The 23,836-nt window shown below is 70.4% G+C and carries 22 protein-coding genes and 1 tRNA gene; 4 read left to right on the forward strand and 19 right to left on the reverse strand.

Going from position 1 to position 23,836, the window contains the following annotated elements; translation table 11 throughout:
- The 8 genes from rseP to rpsB form a co-directional block, all read right to left on the reverse strand.
- Nucleotides 1–1,371, reverse strand: coding sequence for an RIP metalloprotease RseP (gene rseP / locus ACPOLB_RS02360; RefSeq protein WP_425259692.1), 1,371 nt, complete (start codon nucleotides 1,369–1,371; stop codon nucleotides 1–3).
- The gene (locus ACPOLB_RS02365) at nucleotides 1,368–2,555 is read right to left on the reverse strand and encodes a 1-deoxy-D-xylulose-5-phosphate reductoisomerase (protein WP_425259693.1); all 1,188 of its coding nucleotides are present in this window, start codon (nucleotides 2,553–2,555) and stop codon (nucleotides 1,368–1,370) included. Before ACPOLB_RS02365 ends, rseP begins: the two co-directional genes overlap by 4 nt.
- A gap of 4 nt (nucleotides 2,556–2,559) precedes the next feature.
- Nucleotides 2,560–3,396, reverse strand: a complete 837-nt coding sequence (locus tag ACPOLB_RS02370; RefSeq protein ID WP_425259694.1) for a phosphatidate cytidylyltransferase — start codon at nucleotides 3,394–3,396, stop codon at nucleotides 2,560–2,562.
- Nucleotides 3,397–3,399: 3 nt separating this feature from the next.
- On the reverse strand, nucleotides 3,400–4,170 hold the full coding sequence (gene uppS / locus ACPOLB_RS02375; RefSeq protein WP_425259695.1) for a polyprenyl diphosphate synthase: 771 nt from the start codon (nucleotides 4,168–4,170) through the stop codon (nucleotides 3,400–3,402).
- A gap of 13 nt (nucleotides 4,171–4,183) precedes the next feature.
- Entirely contained in the window at nucleotides 4,184–4,744 is a 561-nt protein-coding gene (gene frr, locus ACPOLB_RS02380; protein WP_425259696.1) for a ribosome recycling factor, read from the reverse strand.
- A 17-nt stretch (nucleotides 4,745–4,761) separates the two neighbouring features.
- A complete protein-coding gene (pyrH, locus tag ACPOLB_RS02385) occupies nucleotides 4,762–5,472 on the reverse strand; it encodes a UMP kinase (protein ID WP_425259697.1) in 711 nt (236 codons plus the stop codon).
- A gap of 118 nt (nucleotides 5,473–5,590) precedes the next feature.
- Nucleotides 5,591–6,481 carry a translation elongation factor Ts gene (gene tsf, locus ACPOLB_RS02390; protein WP_425259698.1) on the reverse strand — a complete coding sequence of 297 codons (891 nt, stop codon included), beginning with the start codon at nucleotides 6,479–6,481 and terminating at the stop codon, nucleotides 5,591–5,593.
- A 107-nt stretch (nucleotides 6,482–6,588) separates the two neighbouring features.
- The gene (rpsB, locus tag ACPOLB_RS02395) at nucleotides 6,589–7,332 is read right to left on the reverse strand and encodes a 30S ribosomal protein S2 (RefSeq protein ID WP_425259699.1); all 744 of its coding nucleotides are present in this window, start codon (nucleotides 7,330–7,332) and stop codon (nucleotides 6,589–6,591) included.
- A gap of 165 nt (nucleotides 7,333–7,497) precedes the next feature.
- Between rpsB and ACPOLB_RS02400 the strand changes: the two genes are divergently transcribed.
- Genes ACPOLB_RS02400 through ACPOLB_RS02410 form a run of 3 tightly spaced genes read left to right on the forward strand, consistent with a single transcriptional unit; the run spans nucleotide 7,498 to nucleotide 11,661 of the window.
- Nucleotides 7,498–8,883 (forward strand): amidase, encoded by a 1,386-nt coding sequence (locus ACPOLB_RS02400; protein ID WP_425259700.1) that lies wholly within the window; start codon nucleotides 7,498–7,500, stop codon nucleotides 8,881–8,883.
- A 4-nt stretch (nucleotides 8,884–8,887) separates the two neighbouring features.
- Nucleotides 8,888–10,141, forward strand: a complete 1,254-nt coding sequence (locus ACPOLB_RS02405; protein WP_425259701.1) for a D-amino acid dehydrogenase — start codon at nucleotides 8,888–8,890, stop codon at nucleotides 10,139–10,141.
- Nucleotides 10,142–10,185: 44 nt separating this feature from the next.
- Nucleotides 10,186–11,661 (forward strand): NAD(P)H-hydrate dehydratase, encoded by a 1,476-nt coding sequence (locus tag ACPOLB_RS02410; protein ID WP_425259702.1) that lies wholly within the window; start codon nucleotides 10,186–10,188, stop codon nucleotides 11,659–11,661.
- A gap of 30 nt (nucleotides 11,662–11,691) precedes the next feature.
- Here the strand turns inward: ACPOLB_RS02410 and rnr are convergent, their stop codons facing one another.
- The gene (gene rnr, locus ACPOLB_RS02415) at nucleotides 11,692–13,914 is read right to left on the reverse strand and encodes a ribonuclease R (protein ID WP_425262003.1); all 2,223 of its coding nucleotides are present in this window, start codon (nucleotides 13,912–13,914) and stop codon (nucleotides 11,692–11,694) included.
- 72 nt (nucleotides 13,915–13,986) lie between these two features.
- Between rnr and ACPOLB_RS02420 the strand changes: the two genes are divergently transcribed.
- A tRNA-Leu gene (locus ACPOLB_RS02420) sits at nucleotides 13,987–14,071 on the forward strand.
- A gap of 147 nt (nucleotides 14,072–14,218) precedes the next feature.
- Here ACPOLB_RS02420 and ACPOLB_RS02425 read toward each other — a convergent pair.
- The 10 genes from ACPOLB_RS02425 to der form a co-directional block, all read right to left on the reverse strand.
- Nucleotides 14,219–14,740, reverse strand: coding sequence for a phosphoribosyltransferase (locus ACPOLB_RS02425; protein ID WP_425259703.1), 522 nt, complete (start codon nucleotides 14,738–14,740; stop codon nucleotides 14,219–14,221).
- Between the two features lie 32 nt (nucleotides 14,741–14,772).
- A complete protein-coding gene (locus ACPOLB_RS02430; protein ID WP_425259704.1) occupies nucleotides 14,773–16,110 on the reverse strand; it encodes an adenylosuccinate synthase in 1,338 nt (445 codons plus the stop codon).
- A gap of 20 nt (nucleotides 16,111–16,130) precedes the next feature.
- Nucleotides 16,131–17,297 carry an ATP phosphoribosyltransferase regulatory subunit gene (locus ACPOLB_RS02435; RefSeq protein ID WP_425259705.1) on the reverse strand — a complete coding sequence of 389 codons (1,167 nt, stop codon included), beginning with the start codon at nucleotides 17,295–17,297 and terminating at the stop codon, nucleotides 16,131–16,133.
- A 102-nt stretch (nucleotides 17,298–17,399) separates the two neighbouring features.
- Nucleotides 17,400–18,413 (reverse strand): zinc metalloprotease, encoded by a 1,014-nt coding sequence (locus tag ACPOLB_RS02440; protein WP_425259706.1) that lies wholly within the window; start codon nucleotides 18,411–18,413, stop codon nucleotides 17,400–17,402.
- Nucleotides 18,414–18,548: 135 nt separating this feature from the next.
- Nucleotides 18,549–18,734 (reverse strand): DUF2065 domain-containing protein, encoded by a 186-nt coding sequence (locus tag ACPOLB_RS02445; RefSeq protein WP_425259707.1) that lies wholly within the window; start codon nucleotides 18,732–18,734, stop codon nucleotides 18,549–18,551.
- 44 nt (nucleotides 18,735–18,778) lie between these two features.
- Nucleotides 18,779–19,672, reverse strand: coding sequence for a protease modulator HflC (hflC, locus tag ACPOLB_RS02450; RefSeq protein ID WP_425259708.1), 894 nt, complete (start codon nucleotides 19,670–19,672; stop codon nucleotides 18,779–18,781).
- Nucleotides 19,673–19,690: 18 nt separating this feature from the next.
- Nucleotides 19,691–20,953, reverse strand: coding sequence for an FtsH protease activity modulator HflK (gene hflK / locus ACPOLB_RS02455; protein ID WP_425259709.1), 1,263 nt, complete (start codon nucleotides 20,951–20,953; stop codon nucleotides 19,691–19,693).
- Nucleotides 20,950–22,128 carry a GTPase HflX gene (hflX, locus tag ACPOLB_RS02460; protein WP_425259710.1) on the reverse strand — a complete coding sequence of 393 codons (1,179 nt, stop codon included), beginning with the start codon at nucleotides 22,126–22,128 and terminating at the stop codon, nucleotides 20,950–20,952. Before hflX ends, hflK begins: the two co-directional genes overlap by 4 nt.
- 28 nt (nucleotides 22,129–22,156) lie before the next feature.
- Nucleotides 22,157–22,399 (reverse strand): RNA chaperone Hfq, encoded by a 243-nt coding sequence (gene hfq, locus ACPOLB_RS02465; protein WP_425259711.1) that lies wholly within the window; start codon nucleotides 22,397–22,399, stop codon nucleotides 22,157–22,159.
- 82 nt (nucleotides 22,400–22,481) lie between these two features.
- On the reverse strand, nucleotides 22,482–23,831 hold the full coding sequence (gene der, locus ACPOLB_RS02470) for a ribosome biogenesis GTPase Der (protein ID WP_425259712.1): 1,350 nt from the start codon (nucleotides 23,829–23,831) through the stop codon (nucleotides 22,482–22,484).
- Between the last annotated feature and the right edge of the window lie 5 nt (nucleotides 23,832–23,836).

Here is a 23,836-nt window from a genome sequence, read left to right on the forward strand (position 1 = left end):
TCAGTGCAGGCCCAGCAAGCGGGCCACGTCGTTGAAGAGGGCGACCGACATCATCATCAGCAGCAGTGCGATACCGCCGCGTTGCAGCCGCTCGAGCCACAGGTCGGACACCGGCCGTCCGGTGACGGCTTCGAAAATGTAATACATGAGGTGACCGCCATCGAGCATGGGCAGCGGCAGCAGGTTCAGGATGCCCAGACTCACGCTCACCAGCGCCAGGAAGCCGAGGTAGTAGGCCAGCCCCTGCTGCACGGCCTGGCCGGAGAAGTCGGCGATCGTCAGCGGCCCGCTCAGGTTCTTCAGCGACGCTTCGCCGATCAGCATGCGGCCCATCATCTGCAGCGTCAGCGCCGACACGTCCCAGGTGCGCGTCAGGCCCTGCACGACGCCGTCGACGGGGCCGTGCCGCACCACCACCATGGCCGGGGACTGGCCGACGACGGCGTCGACGCGACCGAAGGCCTTGTCGCCGTCGCGGACGATGCGCGGCGTCACCACCACGTCGAGCATCCGTCCGTCTCGGTCGACACGCCAGCGCTGTTCGACACCCGCATCGCCCTGCACCGCGGCGCGGATGCGCTGCACCAGCGCCTGCGCGTCGCCCACCGGCACGCCGTCGATGCTGATCACATGGTCGCCCTGGCGCAGGCCGGCGGCATCGGCAGCCCCGCCGGCGTTCACCTTGCCCAGGCGCGGTTCGCTGAACGCCGGCCCCAGCCCGATCTGGCGCATCAACTGGGCATCGACATCGCGCACGTCCAGCCGCTGCAGCTCGAGGGTCGCGGTGCGGGCGCCGTGGCCCTGGCGGTCGGTCACGCGCAGCTGCAGCGGCTGGCCGGCCAGGGCGGCCTGCGTGATCTGCCAGCGCAGGTCGGGCATCGAGGGCACGTCGCGCCAGGAGTCGCCGTCGGACGAGACGGCCTGCACGCGGTCGCCGGCACGCAGGCCGGCTGCTTCGGCCAGGCTGCCGGTGGCCGGCGTGCCCAGGATGGCCTGCGGCTCCTCGATGCCGATCCAGTGCGCCGACGCGTACAGCAGCACGGCCAGCAGCAGGTTGGCCAGCGGGCCCGCCGAGACGATGGCCGCCCGGCGCGGCAGCGACTGGCGGTTGAAGGCGCGGTGGCGTTCGGCCGCGGGCACGGGCGCCTCGCGCTCGTCCAGCATGCGCACGTAGCCGCCCAGCGGCAGCGCGCACAGCACGAACTCGGTGCCGTCGGGGCCGCGCTGCCAGCGCAGCAGCACGCGGCCGAAGCCGACCGAGAAGCGCAGTACCTTCACGCCGCAGGCCACGGCCACGCGGTAGTGGCCGTACTCGTGCACGACGATGAGCAGGCCCAGCGTCAGCAGGAACGCGAAGACGGTGGTGATCACGCTGCCAGCCCCTGGATGGCGCCGCGCGCATGGGTGCGGGCGCGCTCGTCCAGCGCCAGCAGGTCCCCGATGCCGGTCACCGGCCCCAGCCGAGGCGCCAGGGCTTCGATGGTGCCGGCGTTGACGCGGTGGATGTCGGTGAAGCGGATGCGGCGGTCGAGGAACGCGGCCACGGCCTCTTCGTTGGCGGCGTTCAGCACGGCGGTGGAGCCCGCTGGCGCGCGCAGCGCTTCCCAGGCCAGTTGCAGGCCAGGGAAACGCAGCGGATCCACCGGCTCGAAGCTCAGCGCCGACAGCTGCAGGAAGTCGAGGCGCGGCGCCCCGGACTCGATGCGCTCGGGGTACGACAGGCCGTAGGTGATGGGCACGCGCATGTCTGGCGTGCCCAGCTGCGCCAGCACCGACGCGTCGCGGCACACCACCATCGAGTGGATGATGCTCTGCGGGTGGATCACCACCTGCACGCGCTCGGGCTCGAGGCTGAACAGCCAGCGGGCCTCGATGACCTCGAGCGCCTTGTTCATCATGGTTGCCGAGTCGACCGAGATCTTGCGCCCCATGACCCAGTTCGGGTGCGCCACCGCCTGCTCGGGCGTGATGTCGTGCAGGCTGTCGGGCGCGCGCTGCCGGAACGGGCCGCCGCTGGCGGTGAGCACGATGTGGTCGATGCGCTGCGCCCAGGTGCCGCGGTCCTCGGGCAGGCACTGGAAGATCGCCGAATGCTCGCTGTCGATGGGCAGCAGCGTGGCCCCGCCCTCTTCCACGGCCTGCATGAACAGGCCCGCGCCGACGACGAGCGCCTCCTTGTTCGCCAGCAGCAGCCGCTTGCCGGCGCGCGCCGCGGCCATGCACGGCGGCAGGCCGGCTGCGCCGACGATGGCGGCCATGACGCTGTCGACGTCGCTGGCGGCCGCCATGTCGCACAGCGCCTGTGCACCGACGACGACTTCCGTGGCCACGCCGTCGAGCAGGCCGCGCAGCACGGCGGCGCGCTCCTCGGTCGGCACCACGGCCACGCGCGGCCGGAACTGCCGGCACTGCGCGGCCAGTGCGTCCATGCGCTGGAAGGCGCTCAGCCCCACGACCTCGAAGCGCTCGGGGTGGCGCGCCACGACGTCGAGCGTGCTCGTGCCCACCGAGCCGGTGGAACCGAGGATGACCAGGCGTTGCACGGAAGGGTTCAAGGCGTCAGATCCAGATCAGGGCCAGGGTGATGGGGAAGACCGGCAGCAGCGCGTCCACGCGGTCGAGCACGCCGCCGTGGCCGGGCAGCAGCCGGCTGCTGTCCTTGGCACCGGCCGCGCGCTTGACGAGCGACTCGACCAGGTCGCCGACGACGCTCATCGCGCACAGCACCAGCAGCGCCAGTGCCATGCCGACGATGCCCAGCGACTGGAGCAGCCTGGAGAACACGCTGGGGCTGTCGAACGCGAAGCTGCGGTCCAGGCCGATCCACAGCGCCGCCAGCAGCAGCACGCCGGCCATGCCGCTCCACACGCCCTCCCAGCTCTTGCCGGGGCTGATGCCAGGGGCGAGTTTGCGCCGACCAAAGGCCTTGCCGCCGAAATAGGCAGCGACGTCGGCCATCCAGACGACGCAGAACACCGACAGCATGAAGTTGATGCCGAGCACGCGGGCGTGGCTGATGGCGAGCCAGGCCGCCCACAGCCCGACGAGGCCGATGACCCAGCGCGCCGCCTTCGGCAGGTGCGGCCAGGCGGCCGGCCCGCCGCGCAGCGCGACGAAACCACCGCCCAGCCACAGCACGGTGGCCAGCCACCAGGCCGCGGCCGGCGCGCTGTGGGTCCAGCCCGCCAGCAGGGTTGCGCCGCACAGCGCTGCCAGCATCGCCGCCAGCGCCAGCGCCAGCGGGTCGCCGGCCTGGTTCAACCGGCCCCACTCCCACCCCGCGGCGGCGATGAGCACCAGCGTCAGCACGGCAAAGGGGCCCGGGCCGGGGGCCATCAGCGAGGCCAGGAGGATGCAGACCAGCACCAGGGCCGTGATGACCCGCTGTCGCAGCATGGGTCAGGTGCTCTCGGGCACCACCTGGTTCGGGCGGATGCCGCCGAAACGCCGGTCGCGCTGTGCATAGGCCGCCAGGGCGGCGTCGATCTCGGCTGCGCCGAAGTCGGGCCACAGGCATTCGGTGAAGAACAGCTCGGAGTACGCCGCCTGCCACAGCAGGAAGTTGCTCATGCGCATCTCGCCGCCCGTGCGGATGAACAGGTCGGGGTCGGGCGCGAACGACAGGGCCATGTGGCGGGACAGGTAGTCCTCGTCGAAGTCCTCGGGCTTCACGCCTTCGGCAATGGCCTGGCGGCAGGCCTGCACCACGTCCCAGCGGCCGCCGTAGTTGAAGGCCACGCTCAGCGTGATGCGGGTGTTGTGCGCGGTCAGCGTCTCGGCCTGTTCCCAGGCGGCGCGCAGCTTGTCCGAGACGGCCGAGCGGTCGCCGATGATGCGGATGCGGACGCCGTCGCCAGCCATCTTGGCCAGGTACTTCGACACCGCCACCAGCACCAGCCCCATCAGGCCGGAGACTTCCTCGGACGGGCGCTTCCAGTTCTCGGAGGAGAACGCGAACACCGTCAGGTACTGCACCCCGCGATCGGCGAAGGCGTTCACAGCGCGCACCAGGGCGTCCACGCCCTGCTTGTGGCCGAAGAAGCGCGGCATGTAGCGCTGGCGCGCCCAGCGGCCGTTGCCGTCCATCACGACGGCCACGTGGCGCGGCACGCCGGCCGCCTGCTCGTCGCCGTCGGGCGCGAGGTGTTCTGAGCTCGGGAGATGCGACATGGCGGGCGGCGGCTCAGACCGCCATGACTTCCGCTTCCTTGGCGCTCACCAGCTTGTCGATCTGCGCAATCGTGCCGTCGGTCAGGCGCTGCACGTCGTCCTGCGCGCGGCGCTCTTCGTCCTCGGACACGGCCTTGTCCTTCAGCAGCCGCTTCAGGTGCTCGTTGGCATCGCGGCGGATGCTGCGCACGGCGATCTTGGCCTCTTCGCCGGCGTGGCGCACGACCTTGGTGAGTTCCTTGCGGCGCTCTTCGGTCAGGCCGGGCATCGGCACGCGCAGCAGGTCGCCCTGGGCCGACGGGTTCAGCCCCAGGTCGGACTCGCGGATGGCCTTCTCGATCTTCGGACCCATGCCCTTCTCCCAGGGCTGGACGCTGATCGTGCGGGCGTCGAGCAGGCTCACGTTGGCGACCTGGCTGATCGGCACCATCGAGCCGTAGTAGTCGACGTGCACCTGGTCGAGGATGCCCGGGTGGGCGCGGCCGGTGCGGATCTTCTGCAGTTCGGTCTTGAACGCTTCGACCGACTTGGCCATCTTCTCGGCCGCGGTCTTGTGGATGTCTGCGATGGTCATGGAAGCTTGGAACCCCCTCAAACGTGCACGAGCGTGCCTTCGTCTTCACCCAGCACCACGCGCTTGAGCGCGCCGGGCTTGAAGATGCTGAACACGCGGATCGGCAGCTTCTGGTCGCGGCACAGCGCGAAGGCTGCAGCGTCCATGACCTGCAGGTTCTTCATGATGGCCTCGTCGAAACCGATGCTCGCGTACCGGGTGGCCGTCGCATCCTTGTGCGGATCGGCCGTGTAGACGCCGTCCACCTTGGTCGCCTTCAGCACCACTTCGGCGCCGATCTCGGCGCCCCGCAGCGCCGCCGCGGTGTCGGTGGTGAAGAAGGGATTGCCAGTGCCGGCGGCGAAAATCACCACCTTGCCCTCTTCCAGGTACTGCAGCGCCTTCGGGCGCACGTAGGGCTCGACCACCTGCTCGATGCTGATGGCCGACATCACGCGTGCGGTCATGCCTTCCTGGCGCATCGCGTCGCCAAGGGCGAGCGCGTTCATCACCGTGGCCAGCATGCCCATGTAGTCGGCGGTGGCGCGGTCCATGCCGACCGAGCCGCCGGCCACGCCGCGGAAGATGTTGCCGCCGCCGATGACGATAGCGACCTCGCAGCCCAGTTCGGTGACCTCGCGCACCTCGCGCACCATGCGCACGATGGTGGCGCGGTTGATGCCGTAGCTGTCGTCGCCCATCAGCGCCTCACCCGACAGTTTGAGCAGGATGCGCTTGTATGCCGGCATGCGAGGAGACCTCTCGTGAACGATGGTGGCGGGTGGAGCGGGTGACAGTGTAAGGGGGCGCCATGCCCCCTTTGTTTCCGGATCCCGCGTCACGCGGGACCCGGCGGTGCGGCCGGGCCTACTGGCCCTTGGCCGCGGCGACCTGCGCCGCCACTTCGGCCGCGAAGTCGTCGACCTTCTTCTCGATGCCTTCGCCCACCACGTACAGCGTGAAGCCCTTCACCGTGGTGGCGGCGGCCTTCAGCATCTGCTCGACCGTCTGCTTGTCGTTCTTGACGAAGGTCTGGTTCAGCAGCGAGACCTCCTTCAGGAACTTCTGCACTGAGCCGTCGACCATCTTGGCGACGATCTCGGCCGGCTTGCCCGACTCGGCGGCCTTTTCGGCCGCGACGCGGCGCTCGACCTCGATCAGCTCGGCCGGCACGTCGGCGGTGGACAGGGCCTTGGGTTTCATCGCGGCGACGTGCATCGCCACGTCCTTGGCCGCCACGTCGTCACCGTCGAACTCGACGATGACGCCGATGCGCGTGCCATGCAGGTAGCTGGCGAGCTTGCCGCCGCCGGCGTAGCGCTTGAAGCGGCGGATCGACATGTTCTCGCCGATCTTGCCGACCAGGCCCTTGCGCACGTCTTCCACGGTCGGGCCGAAGCCGTCCTGCGACAGCGCCAGCGCCGACAGCGCGGCCACGTCGGCCGGCGCTTGGGCAGCGATGAGGTCGGCCACGGCCTTCGAGAAGGCCAGGAACGAATCGTTCTTGGTGACGAAGTCGGTCTCGCAGTTGACCTCGACGACGGCACCGGTGGTGCCGTTCACGGCGGCGGCGATCACGCCCTCGGCCGTGACGCGCGAGGCGGCCTTGCCGGCCTTGCTGCCGAGCTTGACGCGCAGGATCTCCTCGGCGCGGGCGGCATCGCCGTCGGCCTCGGTCAGCGCCTTCTTGCACTCCATCATCGGCGCGTCGGTCTTCGCGCGCAGTTCGGCCACCATGCTTGCAGTGATTGCGGGCATTTGAGTCACTCCAGTTCAACAGGGCAGAGCCCGCCGGGCGCAGGGGGCGCGCGGCGGAGACTCGGCAACAGGGCGGGCCCGCACGGGCCCGCTGCGGATCGGGCCGATCAGGCCTCTTCGCGGACTTCGACGAACTCGTCGTTGCCGGACGCGGCCTGCACGACTTCGTTCGTGGCGCTGGCCTTGCCTTCCAGCACGGCGTCGGCGACGGCGCGCGCGTACAGCGCGACGGCCTTGGCCGAGTCGTCGTTGCCGGGGATGACGTAGTCGATGCCCACCGGCGAGTGGTTGGTGTCGACGATGCCGATCACGGGGATGCCCAGCTTCTTGGCTTCGGCCACGGCGATCTTGTGGTAGCCGACGTCGATGACGAACATCGCGTCAGGCAGCGCACCCATGTCCTGGATGCCGCCGATGTCCTTCTCGAGCTTGATCAGCTCGCGATCGAACAGCAGGGCTTCCTTCTTGATCATCGCGTCGGTGCCGGCTTCCTTGGTCGCCTGCATGTCCTTCAGCTTCTTCAGGCTGCCCTTGACCGTCTTGAAGTTGGTCAGCATGCCGCCGAGCCAGCGCTGGTCGACGTAGGGCATGCCGCAACGCTGGGCTTCCAGCGCGATGACCTCGCGCGCCTGGCGCTTGGTGCCGATCATCAGCACGGAGCCGCGGCGGGCCGACAGCTGGCGGATGAACTTCATCGCCTCTTCGAAGAGCGGCTGCGTCTTCTCGAGGTTGATGATGTGGATCTTGTTGCGATGGCCGTAGATGTACGGGGCCATCTTGGGGTTCCAGAAGCGCGTCTGGTGTCCGAAATGGACACCGGCTTCCAGCATTTCACGCATGGAGACAGTCATCGAGTAACTCCGAAGGTTGGGTCTAGAATCCCGGCGCTTCATCGCTGCAATGTGACGAACCGTGTGGGTTCGTGACGGGCTGCAGCGACACCTCAGAGGCCGGGTTCGCGATTTGTCTGTCTCGAACCTGCAGCACCTGACGGCACCCGCTTCGAGGCAAACCCGATGAGTGTAACACGCCCCGGCACCACCGACCTGGTCGCTGCCCGTGAACAACTGCTGCGCGGCGACGCGAAGGCCGACGATCTGCTCGATGCCGCGCTGGCGGCCGCCGACGACCCTGCGGCCCGCCACGCGTTCCTGCGCCGCTTCGACGCGCAGGCCCGCGCCGCGGCCATGGCGGTCGACGGCGCGCTGGCGGCGGGCGCACCCCTGCCGCCACTGGCCGGCCTGGCGGTGTCGATCAAGGACTTGTTCGACGTGGCGGGCCAGCCCACCACGGCCGCCTCGGCCGCCATGGCCGACGCGGCGCCTGCCGCAGCCGACAGCCCGGTGGTGGCGCGCCTGCGCGCCGCAGGCGCGGCGCTGGTCGGTCACACCAATCTGTCGGAGTTCGCGTTCTCGGGCGTCGGCATCAACCCGCACCACGGCACGCCGGCCAACGTGGCCACGGCAACGCTCGACGCCACGCCGCGCATCCCCGGCGGGTCCACGTCGGGCGGCGCGGTGTCGGTGGCGTGCGGCGCGGCCTGGGCGGCGCTGGGCTCGGACACAGGCGGCTCCATCCGCATCCCGGCGGCGCTGCAGGGCCTGGTGGGCTTCAAGAACACGCAGGCGCTGACGCCGCTGGCCGGCAGCGTGCCGCTGTCGACCACGCTCGACACCGCCTGCGCCATCACGCGCTCGGTGCGCGACGCGGTGCTGCTGCACGAGGTACTGGCTGCACGCCGCGTGCAGCTGCCCGGACGGCCGCTGCAGGCGCTGCGGCTCGCCGTGCCGCAGACGCTGATGCTCGACGGCCTGGAGCCGGCGGTTGCCAGCGCCTTCGACGCCGCACTCGCCGCGCTGCGCGACGGCGGCGCGCAGGTCGAGACCGTCGCGCTGCCCGAGCTGGCCGAGCTGGCCGGCATCAATGCGCTGGGCGGCTTCCCGGCCGCCGAAGCCTGGACCTGGCACCGCGACCGGCTGGCCACGCGCAGTGCGCAGTACGACCCGCGCGTGGCCATGCGCATCCGCCGCGGCGAGGCCATGCGCGCAGCCGACTACATCACGCTGCTGCAGGCCCGGCGCGACTGGATCCAGCGCGTGCAGGCTGCGTTGCGCGGCTTCGACGCCGCGCTCTCGCCCACGGTGCCGATGGTGGCGCCGCCGATCGCGCCGCTGCTGGCCGACGACGAGCTGTTCTTCGCGACCAACGGCCGCCTGCTGCGCAACTGCGCGGCCGTGAACTTCTTCGATGGCTGCGCCCTGTCGCTGCCCTGCCAGGCCGCGGGCACGATGCCCGTCGGGCTGATGGTCTGGGGCCCGGCGGGCAGCGACGATGCCGTGCTCGGCGCCTCGCTGGCCATCGAACACCGGCTGGAGCAACAGATGGCGACGCGGGGAGCCTGAGACCTTGCGCATCGCCGTCATCGGCGCCGGCATCGTCGGCGTCACCACGGCCTACGAGCTGGCGCTTGCAGGCCATGAAGTCACCGTGTTCGATCGCTGCGCCAGCGTCGCCTCGGAAGCCAGCTTCGCCAATGCCGGCATCGTGGCGCCCGGGTATGTGTCGCCCTGGGCAGCGCCCGGGATGCCGTGGAAGGTGCTGCGCCACCTGCTCGGCCGCGACGCGCCCGTGCGCCTGCAAGGCCTCGCCGCGTGGCGCCACCTGCCCTGGCTGTGGCGCTGGTGGCGCGCGTGCAGGCCGGCCGTGCACGCCGCCAACCGCGCCGCCATGCTGCGGCTGGCGCGCTTCAGCTTCGAGCGCCTGCAGGAGCTCACACTGGCGCTGCGGCTCGACTACGAACAGCAGCGCGGCCTGCTGGTGCTGCTGCGCAGCGACCGCGAGCTGGCGCAGGCCCGCGGCGGCCTGAAGCTGCTGGCCGAACTGGGCGTGGGCTTCGAGCTGCTGGATGCCGAGCGCACGCGCGCCATCGAGCCTGCACTGCACGCCGGCACGGCGCTGCGCGCAGCCATCCACCTGCCGAACGATGGTGTCGGCAACTGCCGGCAGTTCGCACACCTGCTGAAGGCGCAGGCGCAGCGGCTGGGTGCCGGCTTCCGCCTTGGCGCCGAGGTGCTGCGTGTCGAAGCCGGCGCGCGGCCCGCCGTGGTCACGGCCGGAGGCAGCGACAGCTTCGACGGCGTGGTGCTGTGCACCGGCGCCGAGTCGAACGGCCTGCTGCGCCCGCTGGGCCTGCGGCTGCCGCTGGCCGCCGTGTACGGCTACTCGCTCACCGCGCCGCTGCGCCACATCGACGGCGCTGCCGACACGGCGCCGCGCGCGGCGCTGATGGACGAACGCCACAAGGTCGCGATCTCGCGCCTGGGCCAGCGCGTGCGCGTGGCCGGCAGCGCCGAGCTGGGCGGATCGCCCGACCACCTCCACGTGCCGGCGCTGCGCACGCTGTACCGCGTGCTCGACGACTGGTTTCCGGGTGCAGTGCACAAGCAGAAGGCGCAGCACTGGAAGGGAGCGCGGCCGATGCTGCCCGATGGCCCGCCGGTGCTGGGCGCCAGCGGCGCCGCCGGCGTCTGGCTGAACCTCGGTCACGGCTCCAGCGGCTGGGCGCTGGCCTGCGGGTCGGCCCGCGTGCTTGCCGAGCAGATCAGCGGGCGCGACGCGGCGCTGGACATGCGCGGCCTGGGCATCGACCGCCTGCGCTAGTCGGCCCCACGCGCACGGCCGCCGGAGCGGGCCACAATCCGCCGATGCACCCCGTGCCCGTCACTGCCGCCGCCGGCCCCTGGCCGCTGCACGATGCAGCCGCGTCGCGCGTCGTCGAACAACGGGCACTGGCCGGCAACCCACCGCAGGCGCTGATGCAGCGCGCGGGCCTGGCGGTGGCCCAGCTGGCACTGGCCTGGGCACCCCACGCGCAGCGGGTGCAGGTGCTCGCCGGGCCCGGCAACAACGGAGGCGACGGCTTCGTCGCCGCGCTGCACCTGCAGCGTGCAGGCAAGGCGGTGCAGGTGGCGTTCTTCGGCGACGCCGCGCGCCTGCCCGCCGACGCGGCGTGGGCCCATGCCGCTGCAGCGGCGGCGGGTGTGCCCATCTCGCCGGCCTGGCAGGGCGATGCCGGCGACCTCGCCATCGACGCCCTGCTCGGCCTGGGCACGCGGCGCGCACCCGAGGGCGCTCTCGCCGACGCCATCCGGCGGCTCAACGGCGGGCCAGCGCCCGTGCTGTCGGTGGACCTGCCCTCGGGACTGCACGCCGACACCGGCGTGGCGCTCGGCGGCGTGGCGGTGCGTGCGCAGGCCACGCTGTCGCTGCTGACGCTGAAGCCGGGGCTGTACACCGGCCAGGGCCGCGACCACGCCGGCCGCGTCTGGCTGCACACGCTGGGCGTGCAGGTGGGCGATGGCACGGCGCTGCTGGCCGGCCCGCCGCCGCCACTGCAGCGGCAACACGCAGCCCACAAGGGCAGCTTCGGCGATGTGGCGGTGGTCGGCGGCGCGCCGGGCATGACCGGCGCGGCCTGGCTGGCCGCCAACGCAGCACTGGCGGCGGGCGCCGGACGGGTCTACGTCAGCCCGCTCGACGCTGGCGCGACGACGGCGCCGCAGCGCCCCGAGTTGATGACCCGCAGCCGGTGGTGGCTGGCCGACGACTCCGCGCTGGCGAACACCACCGTGGTCTGCGGCTGTGGTGGCGGCACCGTGGTGGCCGAAGCCTTGCCGCGCCTGCTGGCCCGCGCCAGCCGGCTGGTGCTCGACGCCGACGGGCTGAACGCCGTGGCAGCCGCACCCGACCTGCAGGCCGCGCTGCGCACCCGCGCAGCAGCGGGCCACGCCACCGTGCTGACACCGCACCCGCTGGAAGCCGCGCGCCTGCTCGGCTGCAGCGCCGCCGATGTGCAGGCCGACCGGCTGGCGGCGGCGCAGGCGCTGGTGCAGCGCTACACCTGCGTCGTGGTGCTGAAGGGTTCGGGCAGCATCGTCGCGGCACCACGCATGCTCCCGAGGATCAATCCGACCGGCAACGCCCTGCTGGCCACCGCCGGCACGGGCGACGTGCTGGCCGGCTGGCTGGGCGGCCTGTGGGCACAGCAGCCCGACGCGCCGCAGGCCGCTGCCGTGGCGGCCGTCTGGCAGCACGGGCACGTTGCCGACCGCGCCGCGGCAGCGGGCCGGACGCGGCCGCTGCGGGCGCTCGACCTCGTCGAGCTGCTGGCGGCAGGCTGACGCGCAGGCGCGGCCCGTCCTGCACGGACCTCAGCGCCGCGCCCGCGGCGCCGTCTTGCGCGCACCCGGCTTGCGGCTGCGCTTGGCCGATTCGGCCTTGCGCTCGCGCGCCACGGCCTTCACGCTGCGATCGGCTTCGCGCACGGCGGCCAGTTCCTCCACGGCGCTGGCAGGGCGTTCGGCACGTTCGGCACGTTCGCCGCGTTCCGGACGGCCACGCGCCAGCAGCTTGTCGCCCTCGCCTTCGCGCACCATGCGGAAGTCGATGCGCCGGCCATCCAGGTCGACGCGGCTGACCTGCACGCGCACGCGCGTGCCGATCGCGTAGCGCACCCCGGTGCGTTCGCCGCGCAGTTCCTGGCGTGCTTCGTCGAAGCGGTAGTACTCGCCACCCAGTTCGGTGATGTGCACCAGACCTTCGACGTACAGCGCGTCCAGCGTGACGAACAGGCCGAAGCTCGTGGCCGCGCTGACGGTGCCCGAGAACTCTTCGCCCAGGTGCTCGCGCATGTAGCGGCACTTGAGCCACGACTCGACGTCGCGGCTGGCCTCGTCGGCCCGGCGTTCGTTGGCGCTGCAGTGCGCGCCGGCGGCTTCCCAGGCCGTGAGTTCCTGCGACAGCGGCTTGGCGCTGCGCTGCTGCACCTTGCCGCCACGCCGCACCTCGGGCACGCGGGTCTTGGCGCTGAGTGCCAGGTGGTAGCGGCGCCCGCCCAGCAAGGCCTTGATGACCCGGTGCACCAGCAGGTCGGGATAACGCCGGATCGGGCTCGTGAAATGCGTGTAGGCCTCGTACGCCAGGCCGAAGTGGCCGGCATTGGTGGCGGTGTAGATGGCCTGCTGCATCGATCGCAGCAGCATGGTCTGGATCTGCTGCGCGTCGACGCGGCCCTGCACGGCCTGCGAGATGGCCTGCATCTCGGCGGGCCGTGGCTCGTCGCTGATGTGCAGGCCCAGCCCCAGCGCCTTCAGGTAGCTCTGCAGCGCAAGCCGCTTCTCAGGCGTCGGGCCTTCGTGCACGCGGTACAGCGACGGATGCTCGCCCTGCGCGATGAAGTCGGCTGCGCACACGTTGGCCGCCAGCATCGCTTCCTCGATGAGGCGGTGGGCATCGTTGCGCGTGCGCGGCACGATCTTCTCGATGCGGCCGTTGGCGTCGCACACGATCTGCGTCTCGGTGGTGTCGAAGTCCACCGCGCCGCGCACCGCACGCTGCTTCAGCAGGGCGCGGTAGACCTCGTGCAGGTGCACGAGATGCGGCACGAGGTCGGCACGCTTGTGGGCCTCGGGGCCGCGCGTGTTGGCGAGCATAGCCGCGACCTCGGTGTAGGTGAGCCGCGCATGCGAGCAGATCACGGCCGGGTAGAACTGGTAGGCGTCGACACTGCCGTCCTGGCCCACGAGCATGTCGCACACCATGGCCAGGCGCTCGACCTCGGGGTTCAGCGAACACAGGCCGTTCGACAGCTTCTCGGGCAGCATCGGGATGACGCGGCGCGGGAAGTAGACCGAGGTGGCGCGCTCGTAGGCGTCTTCGTCGATGGGCTCGCCCGGCTTCACGTAGTGGCTGACGTCGGCGATGGCCACCAGCAGCCGCCAGCCTTCGAACAGCGTCTTGCCGCGACCGCGCTTGAAGGGCTCGCAGTAGACGGCGTCGTCGAAGTCGCGCGCGTCCTCGCCGTCGATGGTGACCAGCGGCACGTCGCTGAGGTCGATGCGCTGCTTGCGGTCGGCCGGGCGGATGCGCTCGGGCAGCGCCGCCGCCTGCGCCAGCGTCTCGGGGCTGAAGCGGTGCGGCACCTCGTACTTGCGCACCGCGATCTCGATCTCCATGCCGGCGTCGTCGATCTCGCCCAGCACCTCGGCCACGCGCCCCACCGGCTGCGAGTGCAGCGACGGTGGCTCGGTCAGCTCGACCGACACCACCTGCCCCACCGCCGCGCTGGCGATGGCGTTCTTGGGGATCAGGATGTCCTGGCCGTAGCGGCGGTCTTCCGGCGCGACGACCCACTGCCCGCTCTCGTGCAGCAGGCGGCCGATGATGGGCGACTTGCGCCGCTCCAGGATGTCGAGCACGCGGCCCTCGGGCCGGCCCTTGCGGTCGTAGCGCTGGATGCGCACGCGCACGCGGTCGCGGTGCAGCACCGAGCGCATCTCCTGCGGCGCGAGATAGATGGTGGGCTCACCGGCATCGGGCACGACGAAACCGTGGCCGTCGCGGTGCCCTTCGACCCGCCCTTCGATCTCACCCAGCAGGGCGGCCTGTGGCGCAGGAGCGCTTGCGTTCTCTTTTTGTTTGATGATATAGTCCTATCTTTCCTGAAAGCCCAGGTGGCGGAATTGGTAGACGCACTAGTTTCAGGTACTAGCGCTTAACGGCGTGGAGGTTCGAGTCCTCTCCTGGGCACCAACACCGAAGCAGATGGCCGGCACGCAAGTGTCGGCCATTTTGCTTTGTGGGCTGTGCTCAGCATGACAGCAATGTGGCGTGCGTGCCGATCCCCGCTGCCCACACTCGAAAAAAAGGCCAGCGCATGCTGGCCTTCCTGTTCACCCATCAGACCGAGAACTTCTTGGCCAGGCCTTCGGGGCGGAGGTTGTCGTACTCCTCGAAGGGCTGGTGGATCCAGGGGCTGGTCGGCAGCGTCTCGACGTAATAGTCGGGCACGTAGGTCGACACGCCCTTCACCCAGATCACGGCTGCGCGCAGTTCGCTGATCGACGGCATGCCACGCAGCCGGTCGACCACGGCACGCAGCGTCACGCCGGTGTCGGCCAGGTCGTCGACCAGCAGCACGCGGCCGGCCAGTTCGCCCTTGGGCATGGTGATGTACTTGGCCATGTCGAGCCGGCCCTGGATGGTGCCGGCCTCGGCGCGGTACGAGCTGGTCGACATGATCGCGAGCGGCTTGTCGAACACGCGCGAGAGCACGTCTCCCGGCCGCATGCCGCCGCGTGCGAGGCACAGGATCTGGTCAAACTCCCAGCCCGAGCCGTGTACCTTCAGGGCCAGGCGTTCGGTGAGCAGGTGGTATTCGTCCCAGGAGACGTAGAGGTGCTTGCCGTCGTCGGTGAGCATGCGCAGTCCTTGTGGTGATGCCGTCGTGCGCTTCAGGCGCGGAAGGGGTGGCGGAGCAGGATGGTGTGCACGCGATCGGGACCGGTGGACACCATGTCGATCGGCGCGCCGATCAGCGCCTGCACGCGTTCCAGGTACAGGCGCGCGTTGCGCGGCAGCTGCTCCCAGTTGGTGAGGCCGGCGGTGGTCTCGCTCCAGCCCGCCATCGTCTCGTAGATCGGCACGCACTCGACCACCTCGTCGGCGTCCAGCGGCAGCACGTCGAGCGTGCGGTCGCCGAGCCTGTAGCCGGTGCAGATCTGGATCTCGGGCAGGCCGTCGAGCACGTCGAGCTTGGTGATGCACAGGCCAGAGACGCCGTTGATGATGATGCTGCGCTTGAGCGCGGCGGCGTCGAGCCAGCCGCAGCGGCGCGCCCGGCCGGTCACGGTGCCGCGCTCCTGCCCCACGGTGCTGAAGTGGTGGCCAACGCTGCCGGCGGTGTCGATGTCGAGCTCGGTCGGGAAGGGACCGCCGCCGACCCGCGTGGTGTAGGCCTTGGTGATGCCCAGCACGTAGTGCAGCATGCCCGGCCCGACGCCCGAGCCGGCTGCGGCATTGCCGGCCACGCAGTTGCTGGACGTGACGTATGGATACGTGCCGTGGTCGATGTCCAGCAGCGTGCCCTGCGCACCCTCGAACAGCAGGTTCTGGCCCTGCGCATGCGCCTGGTGCAGGCGGTAGCCCACGTCGGCCATCAGCGGGCGCAGTTGTTCGGCGGCCTGCAGGGCGCCGTCGAGCACCGGTTTCCAGTCGACCTGCTGCGCGCCGAGGTAGGCCAGCTCGGTGTTGTGCAGTTCCACGAGCTCACGCAGCTTCGCTTCGAAGCGCGCCGGATGCTTCAGGTCCTGCACCCGCAACGCGCGTCGCGCCACCTTGTCCTCGTAGGCCGGGCCGATGCCCTTGCCGGTGGTGCCGATCTTGCCGCTGCCGCTGCTCTCGCGCCGGCCTTCCCGGGCGCTGTCCAGCGCCACGTGGAACGGCAGGATCAGCGGACAGGCCTCGGACAGGAACAGGCGCGAACGCACGTCGATGCCCAGCGCCTCGATGCGCGCGATCTCGACCAGCAGGTGTGCCGGGTCGACGACGACCCCGTTGCCGATGTAGCAGGCCACGCCCTCGCGCATGACGCCCGAGGGGATGAGCTGCAGCGCGGTCTTGCGCCCGGCGATGACCAGCGTGTGGCCGGCGTTGTGGCCGCCCTGGAAGCGCACCACGCCCTGCGCGTGGTCGGTCATCCAGTCGACGATCTTGCCCTTGCCTTCGTCGCCCCACTGGGTGCCGACGACGACGACGTTGCGACCCGCGGTGGGCCGGAAACCTGCTTGCATGTTCAAAGCGTCCTCGTGATTCAAGAAACGGTGCGCAGCTGCCACTGGCCGCCGGCGAGCACCAGCTCGCGGTCGCATTCGAAGGCCTGCGCCTCCACCTCGTGGCCCGGCAGCATGGCGATGACGGTTTCGCCCGCGGCCCGCAGCTGGCGCACGGCAGCGCGCAACGCGGCGTCTTCGCCCCACGGGGCACGGATCGCGCGGCCGGCGGCCACGGGCCGGCCGAGTTCGGACAACGCCTTCAGGTCCAGGCTGAAGCCGACGGCGGGGCGGTTGCGGCCGAAGACGGCACCGACCTCGTCGTAGCGGCCACCACGCGCCAGCGCGTCGCTGCTACCGGCGGCATACACCGCGAAGCGCGTGCCGCTGTAGTACGCGTAGCCGCTCATGTCCGACAGGTCGAAGCCGATGCGCAGCCCCGGGTAGGCGCTGGCCAGGTGCGTGGCCAGCCACTGCAGCTGTTCCAGCGCCGTGCGCACCAGCGGCCGCGCCGGCAGCTGTTCCTGCGCTGCCGCCAGCACTTCGGTGCCGCCGTACAGGCGCAGCAGCGCGCGCAACGATTGCCGCGTCTGGTCCGGCAGGCCCGCCGACAGCTGCTCGACAGCCGACGCGTCCTTGTCGGACAGCGCCGCCACCAGGTCCTGCAGCTGCACGGCGTCGACCGGCGCGCCGGCGAAGAGGCCGCGCAGCACGCGTGCATCGGCCAGGTCGATCACCAGATCCTGCAAGCCGGCGGCCTGCAAGCCGTCGAGCGCCAGCTCCATCACTTCCAGGTCGGCTTCGAGCCCTGCATGGCCGAAGATCTCGGCACCGAACTGCAATGGCTCGCGCGTGGCATTCAGGCCGGCCGGGCGGGTGTGCAGCACCGGGCCGCAATAGCACAGGCGGGTCACGCCTTCGCGGTTCAGCAGGTGGGCGTCGATGCGCGCGGCCTGCGGCGTGGTGTCGGCACGCAGGCCCAGCGTGCGGCCGCTGAGCTGGTCGACCAGCTTGAAGGTCTTCAGGTCGAGCTCACGGCCCGTGCCCGACAGCAGCGACTCCAGGTGCTCCAGCAGCGGGGGCATGACCAGCTCGAAACCGTAGCCGCGGGCGCGGTCGAGCAGCGAGCGCCGCAGGTCTTCGATGCGCCGCGCCTGGGCGGGCAGCACGTCGGCGATGTGCTCGGGCAGCAGCCAAGCAGAGAGCATGCAAAGTTCACCGGCGATTGAAAACGGCATTGTACGGGGCCCACCGGCGCGCACGGCGCGCGCCGGTGGCCGGGGCTCGTGCCCCGCACGCCGTGTCGCCGGTCAGGGCGTCGGGCGGTACTGCTGGTGCAGGCTGTCCATGCGCGCCACCTGACCGCCGCTGAAGGTGTTCATGCAGCTGTCGTCGGTGTAGTCCATGAAGTTCGTGATCGGGTCCAGGCCCGGGTAGCGGCGGCCGGCGCAGCTGTCACGACCAACAGGACAACCGAAAGCCGCAGACCGCTCGGCCGGCGTGTCGGTGACCTGGTCGTTGCGGGTCGTGCAGCCACCCTGGAACGTGTGGTAGAGGCCCAGCCAATGACCGACCTCGTGCGTGGCCGTGTCGCCTTCGTTGTACGGCGCGGCCGTGCCGCCAGGCACGGAGGTGTTGAGCACCACGACGCCGTCCATCGACGGCCGGCTGGCGTAGTCGGTCGGGAACGTCGCCCAGCCGAGCAGCCCCTGCCCCGGGCTCGCCAGGTACATGTTGAGCGTGCCCGGGCCGCCGACGCGCAGCGCGGCCTTGGCCTGGCTCTCGGCTGTGGAGCCGGGCGTCATCGTGTACCAGGTGGCGTTCGTGGTGCGCGTGACGCCGGCCAGCGTGAAGAAGAACGGGGAGCCGGTGGACGCGTATGCGGCGTTCAGCACGTTCATCTGCGCGGTGATCTGGCTCTCGGGCACGTCGCCATTGGAGATGCCGGTGCCGCGGTTGATGACGTGCACCCAGACCGGCACCGCCACCGTGCCCGGCGCGCGCTCGAGCACGGCGCGACCGGTCGACACGCGCGACTGCTTCCAGCTGGCGTGCGCGAGCTCGTGCAGCTGCTGTTCGAAGTCGGTGACGTGGCGCGTCGAGCAGCGTGCGCCGCTGTCGATGAAGGCCTTCTGGTTCGCGAACTGCCGACCTGCGAACGAGAACGCCGGGCCGGTGTCGGCGTCGGTGTCGCCGATCTGCGCCTTCAGTTCGGCCTGCGCGCGGGCGGGATCGCGGTCGTTGTCGGCGCGGGCGAGGCCGGTGCCGGCCACCAGCACGAGGCCGGCGAGCGCCGCCACCAGGCGGCGAAGTTGGATCTGCATGGGTTGCTCCTGTCGAGGCCAGCGGTGATGTCCGCCGTGCACGACCCATGCTAGTGGCGTGCCAGCCGGCACTTGACTCAGAAGTTCCCGCCTCCCCCTAGAACGGAGGCGACAGCGGCACAGCCCGCGACAGGTTCAGGCCCACAACGCCAACAGCAGCAGGCCGAGCACGATGCTGCTGAGCCCGATGAACCGCAACTGACCGTCGCTCAACCGGGTGGCTTGCTCGAACACCCGGCGCCAGGCTCCCGGGTTCACGAAGGGCAGGACGCCCTCCAGCACCAGCAGCAGCGCCACGGCACCCAGCAGCAGGTCGCCCATCGTGCCGGGTGCGGCCGCGCTGCGTCAGGCCGTGGCGCGCGACATCACTTGCGCGGAGCCGCCGGCGCGCTGCCGCCGGTGCCGCGCATGGCGCCGAAGAACTCGCTGCTCGGGTCCAGCACCATCATGTCGCCCTTGGAGCGGAAGGTGGACCGGTACGCTTCCAGGCTGCGATAGAACTTGGCGAACTGCGGATCGCGGCCGAAGGCATCGGCGTACAGCGCACTCGACTTGGCGTCGCCCTCGCCCTTGACCTTCTGGGCGTCGCGGTAGGCCTCGGCAATGATGACCTCGCGCTGGCGGTCTGCGTCGGCACGGATCTTCTCGGCTTCGGCCGCACCCTGCGAGCGGAGCTCGTTCGCGACCTGCTTGCGCTCGGACTCCATGCGGCGGTAGACCGAGTCGGTGATGTCGGCGACGAAATCGACACGCTTGATGCGCACGTCGATGATTTCGATGCCGAAGGACTTGGCTTCGTCGGACAGGCGGCTGCGCACGTCGGTCATGATCTTCTCGCGCTCGCCGGAGAGCACACCGCGCACGTCGCGCTTGGTGATCTCTTCGTTGAACGCGGCCTGCACCACGGGCGACAGGCGGCTTTCCAGGTTGCGGATGTCGGTGCCGTTGTTGCGGATGAACTGCCGGGGCTCGGTGATGCGCCACTTCACGAGCCAGTCGATGACCAGGCTCTTCTTTTCGGCGGTGAAGATGGGGCGCGTCTCCGGGCTGTCCATGGTCTGGATGCGCTTGTCGAGGAAGACCACGTTCTGGAACGGCGGCGGCAGCTTGAACTTCAGGCCGGGCTCGGTGATGACTTCCTTGATCTCGCCCAGGGCGTAGACCACGGCGACCTGGCGCTGGTCGACGACGAAGAGCGCCGATCCGGCGAGCATCAGCGCGATCAGCGCGCCGGCAACGATGAGGGCAATGCGGTTCATGTGTCTTGTGCCCGGGAGTTAGCGGCCTTCGCGGTCGCGCGCACGCGCGCCGTCGCGGGAACGGATGTCGGCAGCAGAGTTCTGCCCCACCGACTCCAAGGGCGACGGTGTCGGTACCGCCATCGGGGCCGCCGCGGCGGGCGCCGTGCCCGACTGCTGCAGCAGCTTGTCCAGCGGCAGGTACAGCAGGTTCGAGCCCGACCGGGTGTCCACCATCACCTTGGTCACGTTGCTGTACACCTGCTGCATGGTCTCGAGGTACAGGCGGTCCCGTGTGACGGCAGGCGCCTTCTGGTACTCGGTCAGCACCGAGCGGAAGCGTTGCGCATCACCTTCGGCCTGCGCCACCACCCGCGAGCGGTAGCCTTCGGCTTCTTCCAGCAGGCGGCTGGCCGTGCCGCGCGCCTTCGGGATCACGTCGCTGGCGTAGGCCTGGCCTTCGTTCTTGAAGCGGTCGCGGTCGGCGCCTGCCTTCACGGCATCGTTGAACGCGGCCTGCACCGAGTCGGGCACCTGCACGTTCTGCACGTTGACGTTGGCGATGATGATGCCGGCCTTCAGGCGTTCGAGTTGCGCCTGGATCGACTTCACCAGGTCGGCGGCCAGCGCGTCGCGCTGCTCGTACAGCACCGAGTCGACCTTGCTGCGCCCGACGATCTCGCGCACGGCCGACTCGGCGGCCTGCACCACGGCCTCGTCGGGACTGCGGTTCTCGAACAGGTACATGCGCGCGTCGCTCAACCGGTATTGCACGGTGAAGCGGATGTCGACGATGTTCTCGTCCTGCGTCAGCATCGACGAGTCGCGCAGCCCGGTGGCGGGCACCACGGTGTTGCGGCCGACCTCGACCGAGCGCAGCTGCGTCACCGACACCGACTCGTGCGCCTGGATCGGGTACGGGAAGCGCCACTGGAAACCGGCATCGGCCGTGCTGCTGTACTTGCCGAAGGTGGTGACGACCGCCTGCTGGCCTTCCTGCACGATGAAGAAGCCGCTGCCCAGCCACACCAGCGCGACGACGCCCGCGATGAGGCCGGCACCGATGCCTGCGCTCTTCATGTCGGGCTGGAACGACGGGCCGCCGCCGCCGCCAGGACCTTCGTCCCGGCGGTTGCCGCCACCGCCGCCGCCCTTGCCGCCGAACAGGCCGCTGAGCTTGCGGTTGAAGTCGCGCCAGAGCTCGTCGAGATCGGGCGGGCCGTCGTTGCGGTTGTTGAAGACGAGCCCCGACAAGGCGGCACGCCACCACGCGGGGCGGCTGGGAGGTTGTGTGTTGCTCATTCGGTGGTGACCGGTTCGACCGGTTCGACGTTCAGGCGGGCACGGACGACGCCGGCGATGACTTGCCGCAAGGTGTCCAGGCCGCGCCCGTCGCGTGCGCTGACAAAGACCCGGGGCCGGCGCACGCCGGGATGCGCCTCGACCTCGTCGTGGTCGGCACGGGGCTGCGCCGCGTCGTCCAGCAGGTCGCACTTGTTGTAGACCAGCACCTGCGGCACGGTGTCGGCGCCGATCTCGGCCAGCACGCGCTCGACCTCGGCCATCTGCTCGGCCAGGTTCGGGCTGGCGGCGTCGACAACGTGCAGCAGCAGGTCGGCATCCGCCGCCTCTTGCAGCGTGGCCTCGAAGGCCTCGACCAGCTTGTGCGGCAGGTCGCGGATGAACCCGACGGTGTCCGACAGCGACACGCTGCCGCCCGCTTCGGCCAGCCAGAGCTGCCGCGTGGTGGTGTCGAGCGTGGCGAACAGCTGGTCCGCGGCGTAGCTGCGGGCCTTCACCAGCGCATTGAAGAGCGTGCTCTTGCCCGCGTTGGTGTAGCCCACCAACGAGACGCGGAAGGTGCCGCGCCGCTCGCGTGCCTTGCGCTGCGTGCCGCGCTGGCGCTTGACCTTCTCGAGCCGATCCTTCACGGTCTTGATGCGGTCGCCGATCATGCGCCGGTCGAGTTCGATCTGCGCCTCGCCCGGGCCGCCGCGCATGCCGATGCCGCCGGCCTGGCGCTCGAGGTGGCTCCAGCGCCGCACCAGCCGCGTGGCCATGTACTGCAGCCGCGCCAGTTCGACCTGCAGCTTGCCTTCGTGGCTTTGGGCGCGCTGTCCGAAGATGTCGAGGATCAGCGAGGTGCGGTCGGCCACCGGGCAGCCCAGGTGCTGCTCCAGGTTGCGCTGCTGCGCCGGGCTCAGGGCCTGGTCGAAGATCACGCCCTGGGCGGCCGTGGCTGCCACCATGGCCTTGATCTCGTCGGCCTTGCCCGAGCCCACGAACAACGCCGCATCGGGCGCCTTGCGCCGCGCGATGATGCGTGCGACGGCCACGTCGCCGGCCGATTCGGCCAGCAGCGCCAGTTCGTCGAGCGTCGGATCGAAAGGCGCGTGCCCGCCGAGGTCGACTCCGACGAGCACGGCGCGCGTGGGGCCGCCCGCGGCGTGCGGGGTCGGGGATGCAGCGGAACTCAAGGTCGGTTGGAGCGTGTGCGCGCCGGCGTCAGGCCGGCTCGTTGTTCTCGTTGGCGTGGAAGTTCACCGCACGGCTGGGCACGACGGTGGAGATCGCGTGCTTGTAGACCATCTGCGTCACGGTGTTGCGCAGCAGCACGACGTACTGGTCGAACGATTCGATGTGCCCCTGCAACTTGATGCCGTTGACGAGATAGATCGACACCGGCACATGTTCTTTGCGCAGGAGATTGAGAAAGGGATCCTGCAAGAGTTGACCTTTGTTGCTCACGATATGCTCCGTGTTAGGGAAGGCGCTCACGTTATCACACGGGACAACCCGGAGCGCCTGAAAGGCTGTCGGCCGCGACGGCCTAGGGGGCGCGGTCGTCGAAGGGGTTCTTGCCCGAGCGGAACTCGATGCGCATCGGCGTGCCGGTGAGCTTGAAGTGCTCGCGGAAGCGCCCTTCCAGATAGCGCTTGTAGGCGTCGGTGATGTGGTCCAGCGAGTTGCCGTGGATCACCACCAGCGGCGGGTTCATGCCCCCCTGGTGTGCATAGCGCATCTTGGGGCGGAAGTTGCCGTCGCGGCGCGGCGCCTGGTGCTCCACCGCGTCCTGCAGCAGGCGCGTCAGCACCGGCGTGGGCATCTTCACGGTGGCCGAGGCGTGGGCCGCCAGGATGGACTTCCACAGCGCCGTCAGGCCGGTGCGGCGCCGCGCCGAGATCTGCAGCACCGGCGCGAACTTCAGGAACGCCAGCCGGCTCTCGATGGAGCGCTGCAGCTGCTCGCGCTGGTACTCGTCGGTGGCGTCCCACTTGTTCACCGCGATCACCACGGCGCGGCCCGACTCGAGGATGTAGCCGGCGATGTGCGCGTCCTGCTCGCTCACGCCGAGCGTGGCGTCGATCAGCAGCAGCACCACGTTGGCGTCCGAGATGGCCTGCAGCGTCTTCACCACCGAGAACTTCTCGATCGCCTCGAAGACCTTGCCCTTGCGGCGCAGGCCGGCGGTGTCGATCAACTCGAACTTGCGCCCGTCGCGCTCGAACGGCACGTGGATGGCGTCGCGCGTGGTGCCGGGCTGGTCGAACGCCACCAGCCGCTCTTCGCCCAGCCAGGCGTTGATCAGCGTGCTCTTGCCGACGTTGGGGCGGCCGGCCACGGCCAGCCGGATGGGTTTGTCGCCTTCGTCGCCCGCCGCCTCGGTGTCGTCGTCGGCATCGTCGGGAAAGAAGTCGTCCAGCGCCGCTTCGAGCAGGCTGCGGATGCCCTGCCCGTGCGCGGCCGAGATCGGGTGCGGCTCGCCGATGCCGAGCTCGTGGAACTCCGCCAGCAGCGGCGACTCGGCCATGCCCTCGGCCTTGTTCACGGCCAGCAGCACCTTCTTCTGCTGGGTGCGCAGGTAGCGCGCGATGTCGGCGTCCTGCGCCGAGAGTCCGGCGCGCACGTCGGTGACGAAGATCACCGCGTCGGCCTCGGCCACGGCCTGCCGCGTCTGCTTGGCCATCTCGGCGACCACGCCGGTGGGCTTCTCGGGCTCGAAGCCGCCGGTGTCGACGACGATGAACTCGCGCGGGCCCAGCTTCGCGTCGCCGTAGTGGCGGTCGCGCGTGAGGCCGGCGAAGTCGGCCACGATGGCGTCGCGGCTCTTCGTGATGCGGTTGAACAGTGTCGACTTGCCCACATTGGGCCGGCCGACGAGGGCGATGACCGGCTTCATGGCGT

It is taken from the genome of Rubrivivax soli, from assembly GCF_049810355.1.
In the GTDB taxonomy this organism is placed as follows: Bacteria; Pseudomonadota; Gammaproteobacteria; order Burkholderiales; family Burkholderiaceae_C; genus Rubrivivax.